Consider the following 19,221-nt stretch of genomic DNA (forward strand, 5'->3'; position numbering starts at 1 on the left):
GATGAGAGCCCGTTATCGCTGGCCGCTGATCGGCCTGGGCAGCCTGGTGGTGCTGCTGGTGGCCCTGCACCTTGCCCTGCCCTACCTGGTGCGCAACTACCTGAACGAAAAACTGGCCGACATGGGCGATTACCGTGGCCAGGTGGCCGATGTGGACCTGGCCTGGTGGCGCGGCGCGTACCAGATCAACGGCCTGAAGATCGTCAAGACCAGCGGCAAGGTGCCGGTACCGTTTCTGGACGCGCCGCTGATCGACCTTTCGGTCAGCTGGCATTCGCTGTGGTACGACAAGGCCGTGGTGGCCGAGGTGACCTTCGTGCGCCCGGAGCTGAACTTCGTCGACGGCGGCAGCAAGCAAGCGTCGCAGACCGGCCGGGGTACCGACTGGCGCCAGCAACTGGAAAAACTGCTGCCCATCACACTCAACGAGGTGCGTATCGACAACGGCGTGCTGACGTTCCGCAACTTCAACTCCAAGCCACCGGTCGACCTGAAGGCCACCCGGCTGAACGCCAACATTCGCAACCTGACCAATGTCCGTGACCCCAAAGGCCGTCGCGATGCGAGTTTTGAAGGTACTGCACTGATCGCGGGCGATGCGAAGGTAGAAAGCCGTGCCACGTTCGACCCGTTCAGTGATTTCGATGACTTCGAATTCAGGCTGCGCGCCACCGGCATCGAGCTGCGCAAACTGAACGACTTCGCCAGCGCCTATGGCAAATTCGACTTCAATGCCGGGCATGGGGACGTGGTCATCGAGGCGCAGGCGGAAAACGGTCGGCTTAACGGCTACATAAAGCCGCTGCTGCGTGACGTCGATGTATTCGACTGGCAACAGGACGTCGAGGAAAAGGACAAGGGCTTCTTCCGCTCGGTGTGGGAAGCGGTGGTGGGGGCGACCGAGACGGTACTGAAGAACCAGCCGAAAAACCAGTTCGCCACCCGGGTGGAGCTCAGTGGCAGTGTGCGCAAGCAGGATATCAGCGCCTTTGAGGCGTTTTTGCAGATCCTGCGTAACGGGTTTATCCAGGCGTTCAATGCCCGCTACGAGCGAGGGGCGCCGGATTCCGACTGAGTGGGCGTGACGGGGCATTCAGGGACTGAATACCCGGTCTGCGTTTCCAGCCGCTCAACCCCGCGTTATAGTCGGTAACAAATCGAAAACAGGTGTTGGGCCTTTCGCGGGCGTGCCCGCGAAGAGGCCCTGACAGGCATACGGCAGAGGACAGACCCCATGAAGTTCGAAGGCACCCGCGACTACGTCGCCACAGACGATCTGAAACTGGCGGTAAACGCGGCCATCACCCTCGAACGCCCGCTGCTGGTCAAGGGCGAGCCCGGCACCGGCAAGACCATGCTCGCCGAACAGCTGGCGGCCTCGTTCGGCGCGCGGCTGATCACCTGGCACATCAAGTCCACCACCAAGGCCCACCAGGGCCTGTACGAGTACGACGCGGTCAGCCGCCTGCGTGACTCGCAACTGGGCGTGGACAAGGTGCACGATGTGCGCAACTACCTGAAAAAAGGCAAGCTGTGGGAGGCTTTCGAGGCCGATGAGCGGGTCATCCTGCTGATCGACGAAATCGACAAGGCCGACATCGAGTTCCCCAACGACCTGCTGCAAGAGTTGGACAAGATGGAGTTCTACGTCTACGAAATCGACGAGACCATCAAGGCCAAACAACGCCCGATCATCATCATTACCTCCAACAACGAAAAAGAGCTGCCGGACGCCTTCCTGCGCCGCTGCTTCTTCCACTACATCGCCTTCCCCGACCGCACCACGCTGCAGCAGATCGTCGACGTGCATTACCCGAACATCAGCCAGTCGCTGGTCAGCGAAGCGCTGGATGTGTTCTTTGACGTGCGCAAGGTACCGGGCCTGAAGAAAAAGCCGTCCACCTCCGAGCTGGTCGACTGGCTCAAGCTGCTGATGGCCGACAACATTGGCGAAGCCGTGCTGCGCGAACGCGATCCGACCAAGGCCATCCCGCCGCTGGCCGGCGCGTTGGTAAAAAACGAGCAAGACGTGCAGCTGCTGGAGCGCCTGGCCTTCATGAGCCGGCGCGGCAACCGCTGACAGGAGCCGGGCCATGCTGCTCAACCTGTTCAATGAAATGCGCGCGGCCAAGGTGCCGGTGTCGGTACGCGAGTTGCTGGACCTGCACCAGGCCCTGCAAAAGCATGTGGTGTTCGCCGACATGGACGAATTCTACTACCTCGCGCGCGCCATCCTGGTGAAGGACGAACGCCATTTCGACAAGTTCGACCGGGCCTTTGCTGCCTACTTCAAAGGCCTGGAAAACCTCGACCGGCACATCGAGGCGCTGATCCCCGAAGACTGGCTGCGCAAGGAATTCGAGCGTTCGCTCACGGATGAAGAGCGTGCGCAGATCCAGTCACTGGGTGGCCTGGACAAGCTGATCGAGGCATTCAAGAAACGCCTTGAGGAGCAAAAGGAACGCCACGCCGGCGGCAACAAGTGGATCGGTACCGGCGGTACCAGCCCGTTCGGCTCGGGCGGCTTCAACCCCGAAGGCATCCGCGTGGGCGACGCTGGCAAACGCCAGGGCAAGGCGGTGAAGGTGTGGGACCAGCGCGAGTACAAGAACCTCGACGACCAGGTTGAACTGGGCACGCGCAACATCAAGCTGGCCCTGCGCCGGCTGCGCAAGTTCGCCCGTGAGGGCGCCGCCGAAGAGCTGGATATCGACGGCACCATCGACCATACCGCGCGGGACGCCGGCTTGCTGAACATCCAGATGCGCCCCGAGCGGCGCAACACGGTGAAGCTGCTGTTGCTGTTCGACATCGGCGGCTCGATGGACGCCCACATCAAGGTTTGCGAAGAGCTGTTCTCGGCCTGCAAGACCGAGTTCAAGCACCTGGAGTACTACTACTTCCACAACTGCGTGTACGAGTCGGTGTGGAAAAACAACCTGCGCCGCACCTCGGAGCGCTATTCCACCTTCGACCTGCTGCACAAGTATGGCGACGACTACAAAGTGGTGTTCGTCGGCGATGCGGCCATGGCGCCCTACGAAATCACCCAGCCGGGCGGCAGCGTGGAGCACTGGAACGAAGAGGCCGGGTATGTGTGGCTGCAGCGCTTCATGGAAAAATTCAAGAAGATCATCTGGATCAACCCGTACCCCAAGCAGGCCTGGGACTACACCGCTTCGACCCATCTGGTGCGGGACCTGATCGAGGACAAGATGTACCCGCTGACCTTGCAGGGGCTGGAAGAAGGGATGCGGTACCTGTCCAAATGATGTTGCCGGTACCGGCCCTTTCGCGGGTAAACCCGCTCCCACAGGTACTCCACATTCCTCAAGGGCTGTGTTGTACCTGTGGGAGCGGGTTTACCCGCGAAGAGGCCGGTAGCCTCACCGCCAACGGTCCAGATATATCTGCTGCTCCCGCCAGGCCTCATCCTGCACCACCGCCCTGAACCGCACCACCGCCCCCGGCATGCACTGCGCCAGTTGCGCCAGCGCCAACGGTGTCAACGCCCCCAACCGCGGATAGCCACCAATGGTCTGCCGGTCATTGAGCAACACAATCGGCTGCCCATCCGGCGGCACCTGCACCGCCCCCAGCGGTATCCCTTCAGAAATCATCGGCGCCCCCTGGTAAACCAGCTGCGGCCCCAACAAGCGAATGCCCATGCGGTCGGCCCGGCTGTCCAGCGTCCACTCCCGATTGAAGGCTTCGAACAGGGTGGTACCACTGAAATCACCAATCTGTGCACCCATCACCAGGTCGAGCACAGGCTTTTCTGCGTACTGCGGGCGCAGCGCTTGCGGCACCTCGCGCAGGGTTGTATCGCTACCGGTAAACGCTAACGCCTGGCCTTTAGCCAGCGCCGCACCCTGGCCATCGATGCCACCCAGTGCTTCACGTACCACCGTGGCACAACTGCCCAGTACATCCTCGCCCAGGAACCCGCCCGGTGCCGCCAGATAAGCCCGCACGCCCAGCTTTGGCTGCTTCAGGGTCAAGCGCTGGCCCTTGCCCAGGGCAAAGCTGCGCCAGGGCGCGACAGGCTGGTCATCGACTCGGGCATCCAGGTCGGCACCGGCCAGGGCCAGCACGCAATCCTGTTCGGCCACTATGCAAAAGCCACCCAGCGCCACCTCGACCACCGGTGCCCCCAACGGGTTGCCCAGCAGCCAGTTGGCCCAGTGCATGGCCACCCAGTCCAGCGCGCCGCCCTGGGTCACGCCCAGGTGACGCACGCCAAAGCGGCCAGCATCCTGCAACTGGCACAGCGGCGTACTGGCCTCGATCTTCAATTGCTTCATCCTTGTGCCTCCACATCGCCGCCCAACGCCAGGAACTCGCTGCGCGAAACCGGCACGAAACGCACCCGGTCGCCGGGTTGCAACAGGCTGTAGCCCTCACGCTCGCGGTCGAACAAGCGCACCGGCGTGCGCCCGATCAGGTTCCAGCCACCCGGCGATACCGCCGGATACGCCGCCGTCTGGCGCTCGGCGATGCCCACGCTACCCGCCGCCACCCGCTTGCGCGGGGTGCTCAGGCGTGGGCTGGCCAGGCGTTCGTCGACCAGGCCCATGAAACCGAAACCGGGGGCGAAGCCCAGGGCGAACACGGGATAATCACGTTCGCTGTGCAAGCGCACAACCTCGGTTTCACTCAAGCCGCTGCGGGCCGCCAGCACAGGCAGTTCAGGGCCGACGCTGGCGTCGTACCACACCGGGATCTCGTGGCGGCGGCCGCCGCTGCCAGTATCTGGCTGCAAACCCTCCAGCGCCTGGTTGATCAGCGCCCTCGCCTGGCCTGGCGGCAGGTCGAACTGCACCATCAGCGTGGTGTAGGACGGCACCAGGTCCAGCAGGTGCTCGCCGAACACGGCGCTCAGGCGCTGGCTGGCGGCGAGCATCCACGGCATGTTGGCCTCGTCGATACGGTCGAACAGGCGCACCATCAGGCTGTCGATGGCCACCACTTCGATGCGCCTTTTCATCGCGGCTCCAGGGCGTCGAGAGCCTGGCGTATCTGCCGCACCGCCGCCACCGAACTGTCGTTGTCGCCATGCACGCAGAGGGTGCTGGCCTGCAGGCGCAGGGCGCCGCCATCGTCCGCCACCAGCGTATCGCCACGGGCCAGGCGCACCGCCTGCTCCACCACCAACGCCGGGTCGTGATGCACCGCGCCAGGCAAACGGCGCGACACCAGATGGCCGCTGGCGGTGTAGGCGCGGTCGGCGAACGCCTCGAACCACAGCGGCACACCGATTTCATCGCCCAGGGCCTGGGCGGCGCGGTTGTCGGCGGTGGCCATCAGCATCAGAGGCAGATTGCTGTCGTAGGCCGCCACAGCTTCCAGCACGGTGCGCAGGTTGAGCGGGTCGGCCATCATGTCGTTGTACAGCGCGCCATGGGGCTTCACATAAGCCACGCGGCCACCCAGCACTTTGCAGATGCCGTCCAGCGCACCGATCTGGTAGTGCAGCAGGTCGCGGATTTCCTCGGGGCTGCAGGCCATGGAGCGGCGGCCGAAGCCGACCAGGTCCGGGTAGGCCGGGTGCGCGCCGATGGTTACCCCATGCTCCAGCGCCAGGGCCACGGTGCGGCGCATGATGCCGGGGTCGCCGGCGTGGTAGCCACAGGCAATGTTGGCGCAATCGATGTAGGGCATTACCTCGGCGTCCAGGCCCATGCGCCAGCTGCCGAAACTCTCGCCCATGTCGCAATTGAGTAGCAGGCGTTCCACCAAGCGGTCTCCCTTGTTGTTGTTCATAGGCCTACCTTACCGCGCCTGCAGCTGTTTGCCGCGTGTTTCCGGCAGGCTCAGGGCCGCCACGATCACAATCCCGTAGGACACCGCAGAGAACACGCCGATACCCACGCCCAGCGGCACGTTCTGGCCGAGCATGCCGATCAGCAACGGGAACAGTGCCGCAATGACCTTGCCAATGTTGTAGCAGAAGCCCTGCCCCGAACCGCGAATGCGCGTAGGGAACAGTTCGGTCAGGAACGCCCCCATGCCGCTGAAGATGCCCGAAGCGAAGAAGCCCAGCGGGAAGCCCAGCCACAGCATCACGCCATCGCTGACCGGCATCTGCGTGTACAGCAGCACGATGACGAACGAGCCCACGGCAAACAGGATGAAGTTCTTCTTGCGCCCCAGCAGATCGGACAAGTACGCGCTGACCACATAGCCCACGTACGAGCCGACAATCACCATGGCCAGGTAGCCACCGGTGCCCAGCACGCTCAGGCCGCGCTCGTTCTTGAGGAAGGTCGGCAGCCACGAGGTGATGGCGTAGTAGCCACCCAGTGCACCAGTGGTCAGCAGCGACGCCCGGACGGTGGTCCAGAGCATGCCCGGGGCGAAGATTTCGTAGAAGTGCGAAGGTGCCTCGGCGCTTTCCACCGCCTTGGCTTCGCGGTACACCTCCGGGTCCTTGACCAGGCGGCGCACGAAGATCACGAAGATAGCCGGTACCAGCCCCAGCAGGAACAGCGCGCGCCAGGCCTGCTCTGGCGGCAACCAGGAGAACAGCAGCGCGTAGAGAATCGCCGTGAGGCCCCAGCCGATGGCCCAGCCGGACTGCACCATGCCCACCGCCTTGCCACGGTCCTGGGCGCGGATCACCTCGCCGATCAGCACCGCGCCAGCGGTCCATTCACCACCGAAGCCGAAGCCCATCAGGGTCCGGGCGATCAGCAGTTGTTCGTAGTTCTGGGCAAAGCCGCACAGGAAGGTGAAAAAGGCGAACCACAGCACCGTCAATTGCAGGGTGCGCACCCGGCCGATGCGGTCGGAAAGGATACCGGCGATCCAGCCACCCACGGCCGAGGCGATCAGCGTGCTGGTATGGATCAACCCGGCTTCGGTGGTGGTGATGCCCCACAGCATGATCAGCGTGGGGATGACAAAACTGAGCATCTGCGTGTCCATGCCGTCCAGGCCATAGCCGATCTTGCAGCTCCAGAAGGTGCGCCGTTGCTGTTTGTCGATGTCGCGGTACCAGGCGAAAGGCCCGGACGAAGGTGGGGAACTGACCTGCTGCTGCACGCCGGTGGGGTTCATGGATGCCTCGGCTTGTTGGTATTGTTTTATGGGCGACATAAAGCGTCGCGGCCTGGGTGCCATTGTTCAGAGGCCGCGACAATTGAGTCCAACGATAAAAACCGCCGGTCTGGAACAAGAAAAACTGATCATGAACCTTCGCTTCCTCGAAACCTTCGTCTGGGTCGCCCGGCTGAAAAGCTTCCGCCTGACGGCAGAAAAGCTGTTCAGCACCCAAGCTTCCGTGTCCAGCCGCATTGCCGCGCTGGAGGCAGACCTTGGTGTGAAGCTGTTGCTGCGCGATTCACGCGGTGTGAGCCTGACCCCGGAAGGCGGCAAGGTACTGGAGTACGCCGAACGCATGCTGGAAACGGCCAAGGCCATGAAGCAGTCGCTGGACAGCGACCGGGCCAAGGTCGGGCGCATTCGCATCGGGGTGATGGACACGGTGATCCACACCTGGATGAGCGCGCTGGTGGCGGAGCTGACCGAGCGCTACCCGCAGGTGGAAATCGAACTGGTGGCCGATACCGCGCTGAACTTGCGCGAGCAGCTGCAGAAGGGCTTTCTCGACGTGATTTTGCAGACCGACCTGCTGCGCGAGCAATCGATCCGCAGCCTCGACCTGGCGCGCTACCCCATGGGCTGGGTGGTGGCTGCTGGCTCGCACCAGCACCGTGATTATGCGTCGCTGGCAGAGCTTGGGCGCGAGCGCATCATCACCTTCTCGAAGAATTCACGGCCCCACCAGGAGGTGTTGAGCTTGCTGCAGGCTGCGGGGGCAGAGGCGCCGCGGTTGAACTGCGTGAACTCGGTGGCGGCGATTACCCGGCTGTTGCGCGACGGGTTCGGCATTGGCGCATTGCCGCCAGCTCTGGTGGATGCCGAGCTGGGCCGGGGCGAGCTGGTGTTGCTGCCAGGGCTGCAACCGCCGCCGAGCCTGGAGTTGGTGGTGGCGTGGCAGACCGGGGTGGCGTTGGTGGACGAGGTGGTTGGTGTTTGCCGGCAGGTGCTGGAGCGGTATGCACGGGATGTAGGTGGGCAGCGGATAGTACTCATCTGACCCGCTAACGCGGTCTTTGTGGGAGCGGCCTAGCGCCAGCTTTCTTTCACCGCCCTGCGCCGCCCGCCAAGGATCACCCAGCCAAGCCCCAGCAACAGGCTTTCGACCACAAAGGCCAGCACAAACCCTGCGCCAACACCCCAGCCAATCGCCTCGGGCACCAGCAGAATCTGGTAGCTGTAGCCATTGAGCGTTTCTTCGCGCAGCTGCGGGTCGGCCTGCACCAGCACATGCCAGGTACGCTGGGCCCACGGCCCTTGCAACGCCTGCCATTCGTTTTCCAGCAGTTCGTTGCGGATCATCAGGCTTTCGATGCTGTTGGCATCACTGTTGAACACCGGGTCGTCACTGCTGCGGTAATGCTGCAGCAGGGCCTGGAGGTCGCCCTTGAAAAAGCGCTCGGCCGTTTGCCTGAACCCGTCCAGCGACTCGCGCGACTCGAACAGGTGCGCCTCCACCCGCTGGCTATAGTCCTTGACCAGCCCCGGAACCTGGATACCGGCCAGCAGGCCGAAGGTGAACAGCAGCAACCGCAGGTAACTTCTGAACATGCAGCGTCCTTAGCTTTGGCCGTGTGCCACGCATTCGCCGTGCCGCCACAGGGCCCATTGACCCGGCTCGTAGCGGTGCCAGGTCTCGTTCTCGGTCAGGGCCTCGGTGGCAATCACCGTGACCACATCGTTGGGGGTGGTTTCGGTATGAAAATCGACGATCAGGTCGACATCCTTCAACCGCGCGGCACCAAACGGCGCACGACGGGTAATGTGCACCAGCTTGGTCGAGCAGAAGCAGAACAGCCAGTCGCCGTCGCTGAGCATGCAGTTGAACACGCCCCGGCCACGGTAGCCGGCACAGGCTTCGACCAGCACCGGCAGCAGCTGCTCAACCGGCACCGGCTCGGGGAAGGCACTGCGGATGCGGTTGAGCAAGTCGCAGAAAGCCGCTTCGCTGTCGGTGTCGCCCACCGGCCGGTAGAAGCTGGCCAGGCCCTTGAAGTCGCCCAATTGCCCGTTGTGCGCGAAGCACCAGTTGCGGCCCCACATTTCCCGCACGAACGGGTGGGTGTTGGACAGGCAGACCTTGCCGACGTTGGCCTGGCGGATATGGCCGATTACCACTTCGCTCTTGATCGGGTAGCGCTGCACCAGGTTGGCCACTTCCGACTCGCTGCTCGCGGCCGGGTCCTGGAACAGGCGCAGACCACGGCCTTCGTAGAAACCGATACCCCAGCCATCACGGTGCGGGCCGGTACGGCCACCGCGCTGCATCAGGCCGGTGAAGCTGAAAACGATGTCGGTGGGGACGTTGGCACTCATGCCCAGCAGTTCGCACACAGGCGTGTCTCCTCCGTTTACAGACGGGGCTCGACCCGGCCATTGCCGCGGGGTGCGGCAGGGCGTGGGTCGTCGCGGTAACGGTCGCCGCGCTCGGCGGCCAACGGGGCTTGCCCGGCGACCTGGTTATCTTCGTCCACCTGGCGCTTGGCGGCTGCCTCGGCTTGCGCACGGCGCTCGCGGGCGCGTTTTTCCAGCGGCCAGCGCACCAGCACAAAGAGGAAATACAGGCCGAAGGCAATCATGCCGTACATGGCGAAGTCGGACACCGCACGCCAGGCGTTGTTGCCGACCTTGAAGGCGAGGTCCAGGGCGGTGATGGCGATGGCCGGGGCGAAGCTGTCCTTGACCGGATCGACCACGGTCGGGGTCAGCAGCAGCACTGCCAGCACCACCCGCAGCGGTTCGCGCAGCCAGCGCCACATCCAGCCGGTGACCTTGAAGGCCACCAGCAGGCAGCCCAGGGCGGCCACGGCGTACAGGCCCCAGGCGAAGGTATAGTCGTTCTCGGTCATGGTGTTCGTGCAAGCCAGGCAAAGAGATGCCTATGATAAACACTTTTCCGGGCGCAGACAGTGTTTGCCTGTACCGCCCTCTTCGCGGGCACGCCCGCTCCCACAGGGACCCCACAGCCCTCAAGAGCTGTGGTGCTCCTGCAAGAGCCATAGGCACTGCACAGTAGCCAAGCCAGTGGTGGCCATGTGGGAGCGGGCGTGCCCGCGAAGAGGCCCGTACAGGCAACCCCAACCAAGAGACCCTCAATGCAAACCAAGCCCCAACCTCCCATCGCCCACGCCGACAACGCCGCCGACCCGTACGCCTGGCTGCAGCAGCGCGACACCCCCGAGGTACTCGCCTACCTGCAAGCCGAAAACGCCTACCAGGAAGCCTGCCTGGCCGACCAGGCCCCGTTGCGTGAGCAATTGTTCGAAGAGATCAAGGGCCGCATCCTGGAAACCGACCTGTCGCTGCCGGCACCCTGGGGCCCCTACCTGTACTACACCCGCACCACCGCAGGCGACGAATACCCACGCCACTACCGCTGCCCACGCCCGGCCGACGACTCGAACACCGTCGATGAAAGCCAGGAGCAACTGCTGCTCGACCCCAACGCCCTGGCCAATGGCGGCTTCCTGTCGCTGGGGGCGTTCAACGTCAGCCCCGACCACCGCCTGCTGGCCTACAGCCTCGATACCAGTGGCGATGAAATCTACAGCCTGTACGTCAAGGACCTGGCCACTGGCAGCATCACCGCCCTGCCCTTCGACGACTGCGACGGCAGCCTGACCTGGGCCAACGACAGCCAGACGCTGTTCTTCGCCGAACTGGACGACACCCACCGGCCTTGGCGCCTGCGCCGCCACACCCTGGGCACCGACGATGCGCAGACCGTGTTCGAAGAAGCCGACGGGCGCTTCTTCCTGCACTGCTACCGCACCAGTTCCGAGCGCCAGCTGGTGCTGCTGCTGAACAGCAAGACCACCAGCGAGGCCTGGGTACTGGACGCCGAAACCCCGCAGGCGCCGTTCACCTGCCTGGCGCCGCGTGTCGAAGGCCATGAGTACTTCCCCGACCATGGCCAGCTCGAGGGCGAGTGGCGCTGGTTTATCCGCACCAACCAGGACGGTATCAACTTTGCCCTGAACCACGCCCCGGTCACACCGGTGCCCAGCCGTGAACAATGGCAGGTGCTTGTGGCACACCGCGATGCGATCATGCTCGAAGGCCTCAGCCTGAATGCCGGCGCCCTCACCCTGAGCCTGCGCGAAGGCGGCCTGCCGATCATCGAAGTACGCCCGCAAGGCCTGCCGGCCTACCGCGTGGAACTGCCCGACGCTGCCTACAGCCTGTACGTGCAGGACAGCCTGGAGTTCGCCAGTACGCGCATACGCCTGCGCTACGAAGCGCTCAACCGCCCAGCCCAGGTGCGCCAGTTGGCGCTGGCCACGGGCGCCCAGGCGGTGCTCAAGGAAACCCCGGTGCTGGGTGCGTTCGATGCCGATGACTATGTCAGCGAGCGCCTGTGGGCAACCGCCGCGGACGGCACCCAGGTGCCGATCAGCCTGGTGCGTCGTCGCCAGGACCTGGGCAAAACCGTGCCGCTGTACCTGTACGGTTACGGCGCCTATGGCGAAAGCCTCGACCCGTGGTTCTCCCATGCGCGCCTCAGCCTGCTGGAACGCGGCGTGGCCTTTGCCATCGCCCATGTGCGCGGCGGCGGCGAACTGGGCGAGGCCTGGTACCGCGCCGGCAAGCAGGAGCACAAGCCCAACACCTTCAGCGACTTCATCGCCTGCGCCGAGCACCTGATCGCCGAAGGCGTGACCACGGCCGAGCGGCTGGCCATCAGCGGCGGCAGCGCCGGCGGCCTGTTGATGGGCGCGGTGCTCAACCTGCGCCCCGAGCTGTTCCGCTGTGCGATTGCCGAAGTGCCGTTTGTCGACGTGCTCAACACCATGCTCGACCCCGAGCTGCCGCTGACCGTGACCGAGTACGACGAATGGGGCAACCCTGAGGAGCCGCAGGTGTATGAACGGATCAAGGCTTATGCGCCGTACGAGAATATAAAAGCGCAGACCTACCCGGCGATGCTGGTGGTAGCGGGCTACAACGACAGCCGCGTGCAGTACTGGGAAGCAGCCAAGTGGGTGGCGCGCTTGCGGACGCGCAAGACCGACAACAACCTGCTGCTGCTCAAGACCGAGATGGGGGCTGGGCATGGCGGGATGAGCGGGCGGTACCAGGGGTTGAAGGATGTGGCCCTGGAGTATGCGTTCGTGTTTGGCGAGCTGGGTGTGGCATAAAATTCGAGCACCCGCGCGGCCCCTGTGGGAGCGGGTTTACCGCGAAGAAGGCACCGCGGTGGTTGGCACGGGCTTCGCCCGTGTTCGCGGGTGAACCCGCTCCCACAGGGACCGCGGTGGATCTTGCGCACATGCGTTCTTCCCACAGCGGCCAGAGCAGGCGCGCCGTATTCAATCATCCTCTACCGCCGGCCTCGGCGGGTCTTGGCGCAACCCCGGCAATGGCTGGTCCTTCGGCGGCCCGGGCACTGGCATCGGCGGCAACAAGGGCGCCCCCGGCTGGCTGTCGTAGGCCTTGGGCGGTGTACTCGGGGTTATCTGCGGGTATGGCGTGGGCGTGGGCGTACCCGGTGCACCAGGCACTGGCGTAGTGAGACGGGGTGGCGTGCTGGCAGCTTCGGCCATGGGCAGGCCGGCCATCAACAGCGCGGTCAGGATCGCATGAAACATCAGCAACCTCCTGTCGGGAACCTGCTTACAGGCTACGCCTAAATCACCGCTTTCGCCTGTCCGCTTGCCCTGCAAGCGCGCTAGACTCAATGCCATAACTGTCATTTGCCTGATCAGAACAAAGGAAACACCATGAGCTCCACCTCTTCCGCCGCCGCCACCGCGCGCCTCGACCGCATCCTGGCCGATGCCAAGCGTGACAAGGAAATGGGCTACCGCGACAAGGCCCTGAGAATGTACCCGCACGTGTGCGGCCGCTGCGCCCGCGAATTCGCCGGCAAGCGCCTGAGCGAGCTGACCGTGCACCACCGTGACCACAATCACGACAACAACCCGCAGGACGGCTCCAACTGGGAGCTGCTGTGCCTGTACTGCCACGACAACGAGCACTCGCGCTACACCGACCAGCAGTACTTCAGCGAAGGCTCCACCAGCACGCCGAGCATCGCCAAGGCCACCCACAACCCGTTCGCCGCGCTGGCGGGCATGTTGAAGAAAGACTGACCATCGATTCGGCCCCCGCTGTTACCGGGCAGCCCGTATAATCGCGCTTTTTTCGCGAAGGGCCCCGGTACGTGGCAAACAAACGATACAGCTGCATCGGTCTGTTCAACCCAAAGTCGGCAGAAAACGTCGGTTCGGTGATGCGCGCTGCGGGCTGCTATGGCGTCAACTCGGTGTTCTACACCGGCAAACGCTACGAACGCGCGCGTGACTTCGTCACCGACACCAAGCGCGTGCACTACGACATTCCGTTGATCGGCATCGATGACCTGCAGCGCATCATCCCGCTGGGCTGTACCCCGGTGGCGGTGGAGCTGGTGGAAGGTGCGCGACCCCTGCCGGACTATACCCACCCGGACCGGGCCATCTATATCTTTGGGCCAGAAGACGGCAGCCTCAGCCCCGAGGTGCGGGCGTGGTGCGAAGAGACCATCTACATCCCCACCGAAGGTTGCATGAACCTGGCGGCGACGGTGAATGTGGTGCTGTATGACCGCTTGGCCAAAGGGCTGAATACCCGCTCGGGGCCCAAGTTCAAATAAAAAGGCCACTTTTGCGCTGGCCTGTACCGGCCCTATCGCCGGCAAGCCAGCTCCCACAGGTCGTGCACAGGCCGTGAAGACTGTGTTACCTGTGGGAGCTGGCTTGCCGGCGATGGGGCCAGCAAAGCCACCACAAAAACGGCCAGGTGCTGAGCTCCGTCAGAACAGCACCGGTCTTGCTCAGATCACGCAGCATTGATCCAGATGGTCTTCAGCTCCGTATACTGGTCATGTGCCCAGATGGACTTGTCGCGCCCACCGAAGCCAGACTCTTTGTAACCACCGAACGGCGTAGTGACGTCACCTTCGCCGAAGCAGTTGACCGTGACCACGCCCGCGCGGATTTCACGCGACAGGCGCAGCGCATTGCGCAGGCTACCGGTGTACGCCGAAGCCGCCAGGCCGTAGATGGTGTCGTTGGCCAGCTCGATGGCTTCATCGATGGTCTCGAAGCTGGTCACGCTCAGCACCGGGCCAAAGATTTCTTCCACGAACAGCTTATTGTCGCGGCCTACGTTGTCGACGATGGTCGGCTGCACGTACACGCCTTGCTCGGTTTCGCCACCCTGGACGATGCTGAGTTTCTGCTCGGCAGCGTATTCCAGGTACGACTTGACCTTCTCGAAGTGCGACTTGCTGACCATTGCGCCCAGGCGATTGTCCGGGTCCATCGGGTCGCCCAGTTTCCAGTCCTTCAGGTGCTTGGCCATCAAGCCGAGCAGCTCATCCTTCACATCCTTGTGCACGATCAGGCGTGAAGAAGCAGAGCAGTTCTCGCCCATGTTCCAGAACGCGCCGGCGGTGACGAACTGCGCCACTTCGTCCAGGTCTTCGCAGTCGTTCATGACCACAGCCGGGTTCTTGCCACCCAACTCCAGGACAATGCGCTTGAGGTTGGACTCGGCAGCGTATTTCAGGAACAGGCGACCAGTGTCGGTGGAGCCGGTAAAGCTGACCATAGGGATGTCCATGTGGCGGCCAATGGCCTCGCCCACTTCACGGCCACCACCAGGCACCAGGTTGAACACACCGGCCGGAATACCCGCCTCGTGGGCCAGCTCGGCCACGCGCAGGGCGCTGAGGGTGGTTTCCTTGGCGGGTTTGACCACGATCGAGCAACCGGCGGCCAGCGAAGGGGCGATTTTCCAGGCCAGCATCAGCAGCGGGAAGTTCCACGGCAGCACCAGGCCGACCACGCCGATGGCTTCACGCACCACCATGGTCACGGCAGCGTTGCCGGTCGGGGCGGTGGCGTCGTAGATCTTGTCGATCAGCTCGGCGTGCCAGCGAATGGTGTGGATGGTTTCTGGCACGTCGACGGTCTGGCACTCGCTGACCGGCTTGCCGCTGTCCAGCGCTTCCAGCACCGCCAGTTCGTGGGCGTTGTCTTCCAGCAGCTGGGCGAACTTCTGCAGCACATGCTTGCGGTCGTTCGGCTGCATCTTTGACCAAGTGCCCTCTTCGAACACACGCTTGGCAGCCGCCACGGCCACGTTCACGTCATTGACGTCGCAGGCGGCGACTTCGGCCAACTGCTTGCCGGTGGCCGGGTTGGTGGTGACGAACGTGCGGCTGCAGATGGCGTCGCGGAATTCACCGTCGATGAACGCCCGGGTACGCAGCTGCAGTTTGGCGGCGATGGCCGCGTATTGTTCCTTGTTCAGCAATTCAGCCATTGTGCCAGCCTCCTTATTTGATCAGGGCGATGGTGGCTTTCAGTTCGGTGACCACGCGCTTGAGTTCCTGCTTCTCGGCATCGTCCAAGTCGTACAGCGGCTTGCGCACGCCGCCGGTCTTCAGGCCGTTCAGCGCCACGCCGTTCTTGATGGCCTGGACGAACTTGCCACCTTCCAGAAAGTCCATCAGCGGCATCATGGCGGCCATGATCTTGCGGCCTTTGGCAAAGTCCTTTTCGATCACGCAGGCCTCGTACAGGGCCACGTGCTCACGCGGAATGAAGTTGGAGCCGGCGCAGACCCAGCTCTGGGCGCCCCAGGCGAAGAATTCCAGGGCCTGGTCGTCCCAGCCGCACGACAGCTGGATGTTCGGGCGATGGATGGCCAGGCGGTGCAGTTGGGCCATGTCGCCGGAGCTTTCCTTGATGGCGACAATGTTCTTCACATCAGCCACGGCATCGAAAAACGCTTCGCCCATGCTTACGCTCATGCGGCCCGGGTAGTTGTAAAGCATGATCGGCAGGTCGGCAGCGGCGTCGACCGCTTTGACGTGCAAGGCGATTTCCTGTTGGGTCGGCAGGGCGTACGGCGGGGTACCCACCAGCAGCGCGTCAGCCTTGATTTCCTTGGCGTGCTGGGCGAAAGCCACGGCGTCTTCGGTGCGGATGCCACCGGTGCCAACGATCAGAGGCAGGCGGCCATTGAGCACGTCCTTGGCCTGGGCGGCCAGCTCGATGCGCTCCTGGGTGGTGTGGGCGTAGTACTCGCCGGTGGAGCCTCCAATGATGACGCCGTGAACCTTCGACTCGACCAGGTATTCGAGTACCTCGGCGAACGCCGCCTTGTCGATCGAGCCGTCCGCAGCCAGCGGGGTGATTGCCGGGGTGTAGATGCCTTCGAATTTCACGGTATGTTCTCCAGTGCGTTGCTCAGTGTTGTAAAGGCGCGCCACGCAACCACGCGGCGGCGTAAGGTTTCAGCTCAACGAAGCCGCTTGTTGCAGGTTCAGCGAACGGGTTTCCGGGGCCAGGGCGACCGAGAAGGCCAGGCCGACAAAGGTCACGGCAGCAGCGGCATACATGGTGGCGCCGATGCCGTAGCTGTCGAGGGCGATGGGCACCAGCCAGGTGCCGACTGCGGCACCTACCCGCGACATGGAGGTGCCCACGCCCACGGCGCCGGCACGGATTTCGGTAGGGAACAGTTCGTTGGGGTACACCAGTTGCAGCACCTGTGCGCCACCGATGAACAAGGCATAGGCACCGAACAGCACCAGGATGAGCATCTCGTTGCCATTGCTGAAGGCACCCAGGCCCAGCAGTGCCAGCCCCGACCAGAAGAAGCTGTGCAGCAGCGTGGTGCGCCGACCGAGGGTGTTGAGCAGGCGGGTGCCCACGATGCAGCCCACCACGAACAGGAAAGTGATGGCGATGGAACCGATCGATGCCCAGTCACCTTTCAGGTTCAACGCGCCCAGCACTTTCGGGGCAAATGCGTACACGGCGAACACTGGGATCACCGAGCAGGTCCAGAACATGGTGACGAACAGCATGCGTTTGCCGTAGCCAGAGTGCAGCAGGCTGAGGAACGACAGCTTGCGGGTCTTGGGCTCTTCAGGCAGGTTCTTCAGCGAAAAACCGTTGCCGTACACCCGCTTGATCACCTGCTCAGCCTCGGCCGAGCGGCCTTTGCTGATCAACCAGCGTGGCGATTCGGGGGTACCCAGGCGGATGGCGAACAGCAACGCACCAATACCGGCAGCACTGGCCAGCACCAGGCGCCAGGCATCGTCGCCACCCTGGCGCAAGATTGCCTCACCGGCCAGGTAGGCAGTAGCGGCGCCGGCAAACCACAATACCGTCAGGGTTGCCAGGCGCGGGCCCCGGTTCTTCCTGGGCAGGAACTCCACCAGCAGCGACGTTGCAACCGGGTATTCGATACCTACGGCGATACCGATGGCGAACCTTAGCAGGAACAAGACCAGCGCCGACTCCACCCAGAACTGCGCCACCGAGGCCAGGATGAACAGGGTCGGGCCAACGAAGAACACCCGTTTGCGGCCAAAGCGGTCGGTCAGCCAACCGCCGAAAAAGCCACCGAAGAAAATACCGATCAGCGCCGAAGCGGCGATCATGCCCTGCCAGAAACTGTTCAGGCTCAGGCCTGCAGACATCTGCACCATGGCCACGCCGATAATGCTCAGTACATAGCCATCGACGAACGAACCGCCGCCGGAACGCAGGGTCAGCAATTGGTGGAAGTTGTTGATCGGTACATCTTCAATCGAAACATTCGGATTTGTCATTGTTATTCCTACCCCGTCTGCTATATGCACATTTTCAAGGCGAGCGTGTCCGCGAAACTGAAAACCGTCTTCAGCCCCGGGTGTTCGGACGACGCGTCTCGATCATCAATTTCGGGCAAGCCGCGCCCGTGCCGGCCAACTGATGCCGACGTAAAATGCTTTATGGTCTAACTCAGATAACGATCAGCTTTCTTTGCCAGCGCGGAATTGTCCCCACATCAGGTTTGCGTTCAAGCCCAGGGAAACCAAAGGCTTGGGCGGGTTTACACAAGGCCCTGGGGCATTGAGTAAAAACTCGATCAGTTCGTTCTTGTCACCGGCCAGCCAGTCGGCCAGCAACTTGCCGGTGACCGTGCCACGGGTAACGCCCAGGCCGTTACAACACAGTGCACCGACGACATTCGGCGCCAACTTGCCGAAGAAGCCCATGTGGTTGCGCGACAGTGCCAGCGCACCGCCCCAGGTATATTCAAAGTTCACCCCAGGCAACGTCGGAAAACGCCGGGCGAAGGACTCGCGGTGGCGCTGAACAAAGCGTTCCAGATATTTGCGGTTGCTACGGCCGTCGGGGTTGTAGCTGAAGCTGTTGCGGATCAGCAGGCGGTTGTCGACGGTGCGGCGCAGGGTGGTGCCGAACGGGTCGGCCGGGATCACGCCCCAGTAGGGTTTGCCGCCCAGGCGCGCCTGTTCTTCCTCGGTCAGCTGCCGGGTGATGCTGGCGTAGGTAAACACCGGCAGCATGCGCCCCTTGAGGAAACCGAAGCTCATGCCGAAGGCGTTGGTGGTGAGCACCAGCTTGTCGGCGGTGATCGAACCCTTGGCGTGGCGCAGCACCACCTTGTCGCCGTACTCGACGTTGGTAATCGGTGTGTGTTCGTACAGCGAGACGTTGGGCGGCAGGCTATCGGCCAAACCTTTGACCAATGCCGAGGGTTGCAGCAAGGCGGTGCCCGGCGTGAACAGGCCCTTGCGGTAGAAGTCAGTGCCGATATGATCGGGCAGGTCGCGGCCCTCGATCACTTCGTAGGGTTGACCCAGTTTGTCCAGGCCGCGGCGGTAGGCATCCAGCACGGCAATGCCGCGGTCTTCGATGGCCGCCTGGTATTTGCCGCAAGGGCGGAACTGGCACTCGATGTCGTAGCGCTCGATCAGGTCCTTGAGGCATTGCTGGCCACCCAGGTTGAGCTTGAGGATCGTCTTGGCGATGTCGATGTCACCAATGTAGTCCTCGGCGCCGATATCGTGCGGCAGGTCGATGGCAAAGCCGGCATTGCGCCCGGAAGTGCCAAAGCCAACCTCCTGGGCTTCGACCAGCACGATCTCGTCATGCGGAAAGTTCGTTGCCAGCTGCCGAGCGGCCGCCAGCCCGGTGAAGCCTGCGCCGACCACCACCCAGCGCGCCTGACTGTGCCCACTGTGGGTCGGCCGTGGCGTACGTGGTTTGCTCAGGTGGTACCAGCCACAGGTGGCATCATCGGCAGGTAACGAACTTATTCTTGTCATCT

19 protein-coding genes are annotated in these 19,221 nt (G+C 63.3%); 7 read left to right on the plus strand and 12 right to left on the minus strand.

Going from position 1 to position 19,221, the window contains the following annotated elements; translation table 11 throughout:
* Position 1 precedes the first annotated feature (1 nt).
* From JOY50_RS01425 to JOY50_RS01435, 3 genes are all read left to right on the plus strand, one after another.
* Positions 2 to 1,075, plus strand: coding sequence for a DUF748 domain-containing protein (locus JOY50_RS01425; RefSeq protein WP_019473480.1), 1,074 nt, complete (start codon positions 2 to 4; stop codon positions 1,073 to 1,075).
* 159 nt (positions 1,076 to 1,234) lie between these two features.
* Positions 1,235 to 2,080, plus strand: a complete 846-nt coding sequence (locus JOY50_RS01430) for a MoxR family ATPase (RefSeq protein WP_003254658.1) — start codon at positions 1,235 to 1,237, stop codon at positions 2,078 to 2,080.
* Positions 2,081 to 2,093: 13 nt separating this feature from the next.
* Positions 2,094 to 3,272, plus strand: a complete 1,179-nt coding sequence (locus JOY50_RS01435) for a VWA domain-containing protein (protein WP_132846817.1) — start codon at positions 2,094 to 2,096, stop codon at positions 3,270 to 3,272.
* Positions 3,273 to 3,386: 114 nt separating this feature from the next.
* On the opposite strand, the gene JOY50_RS01440 is transcribed toward JOY50_RS01435, so the two are convergent.
* The 4 genes from JOY50_RS01440 to JOY50_RS01455 are packed head-to-tail and all read right to left on the minus strand — an operon-like array spanning position 3,387 to position 7,059.
* On the minus strand, positions 3,387 to 4,304 hold the full coding sequence (locus JOY50_RS01440; RefSeq protein ID WP_132846816.1) for a biotin-dependent carboxyltransferase family protein: 918 nt from the start codon (positions 4,302 to 4,304) through the stop codon (positions 3,387 to 3,389).
* Positions 4,301 to 4,987, minus strand: coding sequence for a 5-oxoprolinase subunit PxpB (gene pxpB, locus JOY50_RS01445; RefSeq protein ID WP_243054661.1), 687 nt, complete (start codon positions 4,985 to 4,987; stop codon positions 4,301 to 4,303). Before pxpB ends, JOY50_RS01440 begins: the two co-directional genes overlap by 4 nt.
* Entirely contained in the window at positions 4,984 to 5,763 is a 780-nt protein-coding gene (locus tag JOY50_RS01450; protein ID WP_243054662.1) for a 5-oxoprolinase subunit PxpA, read from the minus strand. The genes pxpB and JOY50_RS01450 overlap by 4 nt, the downstream gene beginning before the upstream one ends.
* Positions 5,764 to 5,772: 9 nt before the next feature.
* Complete coding sequence (locus tag JOY50_RS01455; protein ID WP_132846813.1) at positions 5,773 to 7,059, minus strand: MFS transporter; 1,287 nt, start codon at positions 7,057 to 7,059, stop codon at positions 5,773 to 5,775.
* A 130-nt stretch (positions 7,060 to 7,189) separates the two neighbouring features.
* On the opposite strand from JOY50_RS01455, the gene JOY50_RS01460 reads away from it, so the two are divergent.
* Entirely contained in the window at positions 7,190 to 8,101 is a 912-nt protein-coding gene (locus JOY50_RS01460) for a LysR family transcriptional regulator (RefSeq protein WP_243054663.1), read from the plus strand.
* 29 nt (positions 8,102 to 8,130) lie between these two features.
* Here the strand turns inward: JOY50_RS01460 and JOY50_RS01465 are convergent, their stop codons facing one another.
* Genes JOY50_RS01465 through JOY50_RS01475 form a run of 3 tightly spaced genes read right to left on the minus strand, consistent with a single transcriptional unit; the run spans position 8,131 to position 9,950 of the window.
* Positions 8,131 to 8,652, minus strand: a complete 522-nt coding sequence (locus tag JOY50_RS01465) for a DUF2937 family protein (RefSeq protein WP_132846811.1) — start codon at positions 8,650 to 8,652, stop codon at positions 8,131 to 8,133.
* 9 nt (positions 8,653 to 8,661) lie between these two features.
* Positions 8,662 to 9,435 carry a class II glutamine amidotransferase gene (locus tag JOY50_RS01470; protein WP_028613406.1) on the minus strand — a complete coding sequence of 258 codons (774 nt, stop codon included), beginning with the start codon at positions 9,433 to 9,435 and terminating at the stop codon, positions 8,662 to 8,664.
* Between the two features lie 17 nt (positions 9,436 to 9,452).
* Positions 9,453 to 9,950 carry an MFS transporter gene (locus JOY50_RS01475; protein WP_132846810.1) on the minus strand — a complete coding sequence of 166 codons (498 nt, stop codon included), beginning with the start codon at positions 9,948 to 9,950 and terminating at the stop codon, positions 9,453 to 9,455.
* A 246-nt stretch (positions 9,951 to 10,196) separates the two neighbouring features.
* Between JOY50_RS01475 and JOY50_RS01480 the strand changes: the two genes are divergently transcribed.
* The gene (locus JOY50_RS01480; protein WP_243054664.1) at positions 10,197 to 12,239 is read left to right on the plus strand and encodes a S9 family peptidase; all 2,043 of its coding nucleotides are present in this window, start codon (positions 10,197 to 10,199) and stop codon (positions 12,237 to 12,239) included.
* 171 nt (positions 12,240 to 12,410) lie between these two features.
* Here the strand turns inward: JOY50_RS01480 and JOY50_RS01485 are convergent, their stop codons facing one another.
* Positions 12,411 to 12,689, minus strand: coding sequence for a hypothetical protein (locus JOY50_RS01485; RefSeq protein ID WP_028613409.1), 279 nt, complete (start codon positions 12,687 to 12,689; stop codon positions 12,411 to 12,413).
* Between the two features lie 132 nt (positions 12,690 to 12,821).
* Here JOY50_RS01485 and JOY50_RS01490 point away from each other — a divergent pair, with 132 nt between their 5' ends.
* Both JOY50_RS01490 and JOY50_RS01495 read left to right on the plus strand, forming a co-directional pair.
* Positions 12,822 to 13,193 carry a YajD family HNH nuclease gene (locus JOY50_RS01490; protein WP_016488597.1) on the plus strand — a complete coding sequence of 124 codons (372 nt, stop codon included), beginning with the start codon at positions 12,822 to 12,824 and terminating at the stop codon, positions 13,191 to 13,193.
* A 71-nt stretch (positions 13,194 to 13,264) separates the two neighbouring features.
* On the plus strand, positions 13,265 to 13,735 hold the full coding sequence (locus JOY50_RS01495) for an RNA methyltransferase (protein ID WP_016498381.1): 471 nt from the start codon (positions 13,265 to 13,267) through the stop codon (positions 13,733 to 13,735).
* 185 nt (positions 13,736 to 13,920) lie between these two features.
* Here JOY50_RS01495 and JOY50_RS01500 read toward each other — a convergent pair whose 3' ends face one another.
* From JOY50_RS01500 to JOY50_RS01515, 4 genes are all read right to left on the minus strand, one after another.
* Positions 13,921 to 15,411: an aldehyde dehydrogenase gene (locus tag JOY50_RS01500; protein WP_243054665.1), complete on the minus strand. Its 1,491-nt coding sequence runs from the start codon at positions 15,409 to 15,411 to the stop codon at positions 13,921 to 13,923.
* Between the two features lie 13 nt (positions 15,412 to 15,424).
* Positions 15,425 to 16,318, minus strand: coding sequence for a dihydrodipicolinate synthase family protein (locus JOY50_RS01505; protein ID WP_132846806.1), 894 nt, complete (start codon positions 16,316 to 16,318; stop codon positions 15,425 to 15,427).
* A gap of 69 nt (positions 16,319 to 16,387) precedes the next feature.
* Positions 16,388 to 17,716 (minus strand): MFS transporter, encoded by a 1,329-nt coding sequence (locus tag JOY50_RS01510; protein ID WP_132846805.1) that lies wholly within the window; start codon positions 17,714 to 17,716, stop codon positions 16,388 to 16,390.
* Positions 17,717 to 17,899: 183 nt separating this feature from the next.
* Positions 17,900 to 19,219 (minus strand): FAD-binding oxidoreductase, encoded by a 1,320-nt coding sequence (locus tag JOY50_RS01515; protein ID WP_132846804.1) that lies wholly within the window; start codon positions 19,217 to 19,219, stop codon positions 17,900 to 17,902.
* Positions 19,220 to 19,221: the final 2 nt, after the last annotated feature.

It is taken from the genome of Pseudomonas sp. BP01 (assembly GCF_022760795.1).
GTDB lineage: Bacteria > Pseudomonadota > Gammaproteobacteria > Pseudomonadales > Pseudomonadaceae > Aquipseudomonas > Aquipseudomonas putida_Q.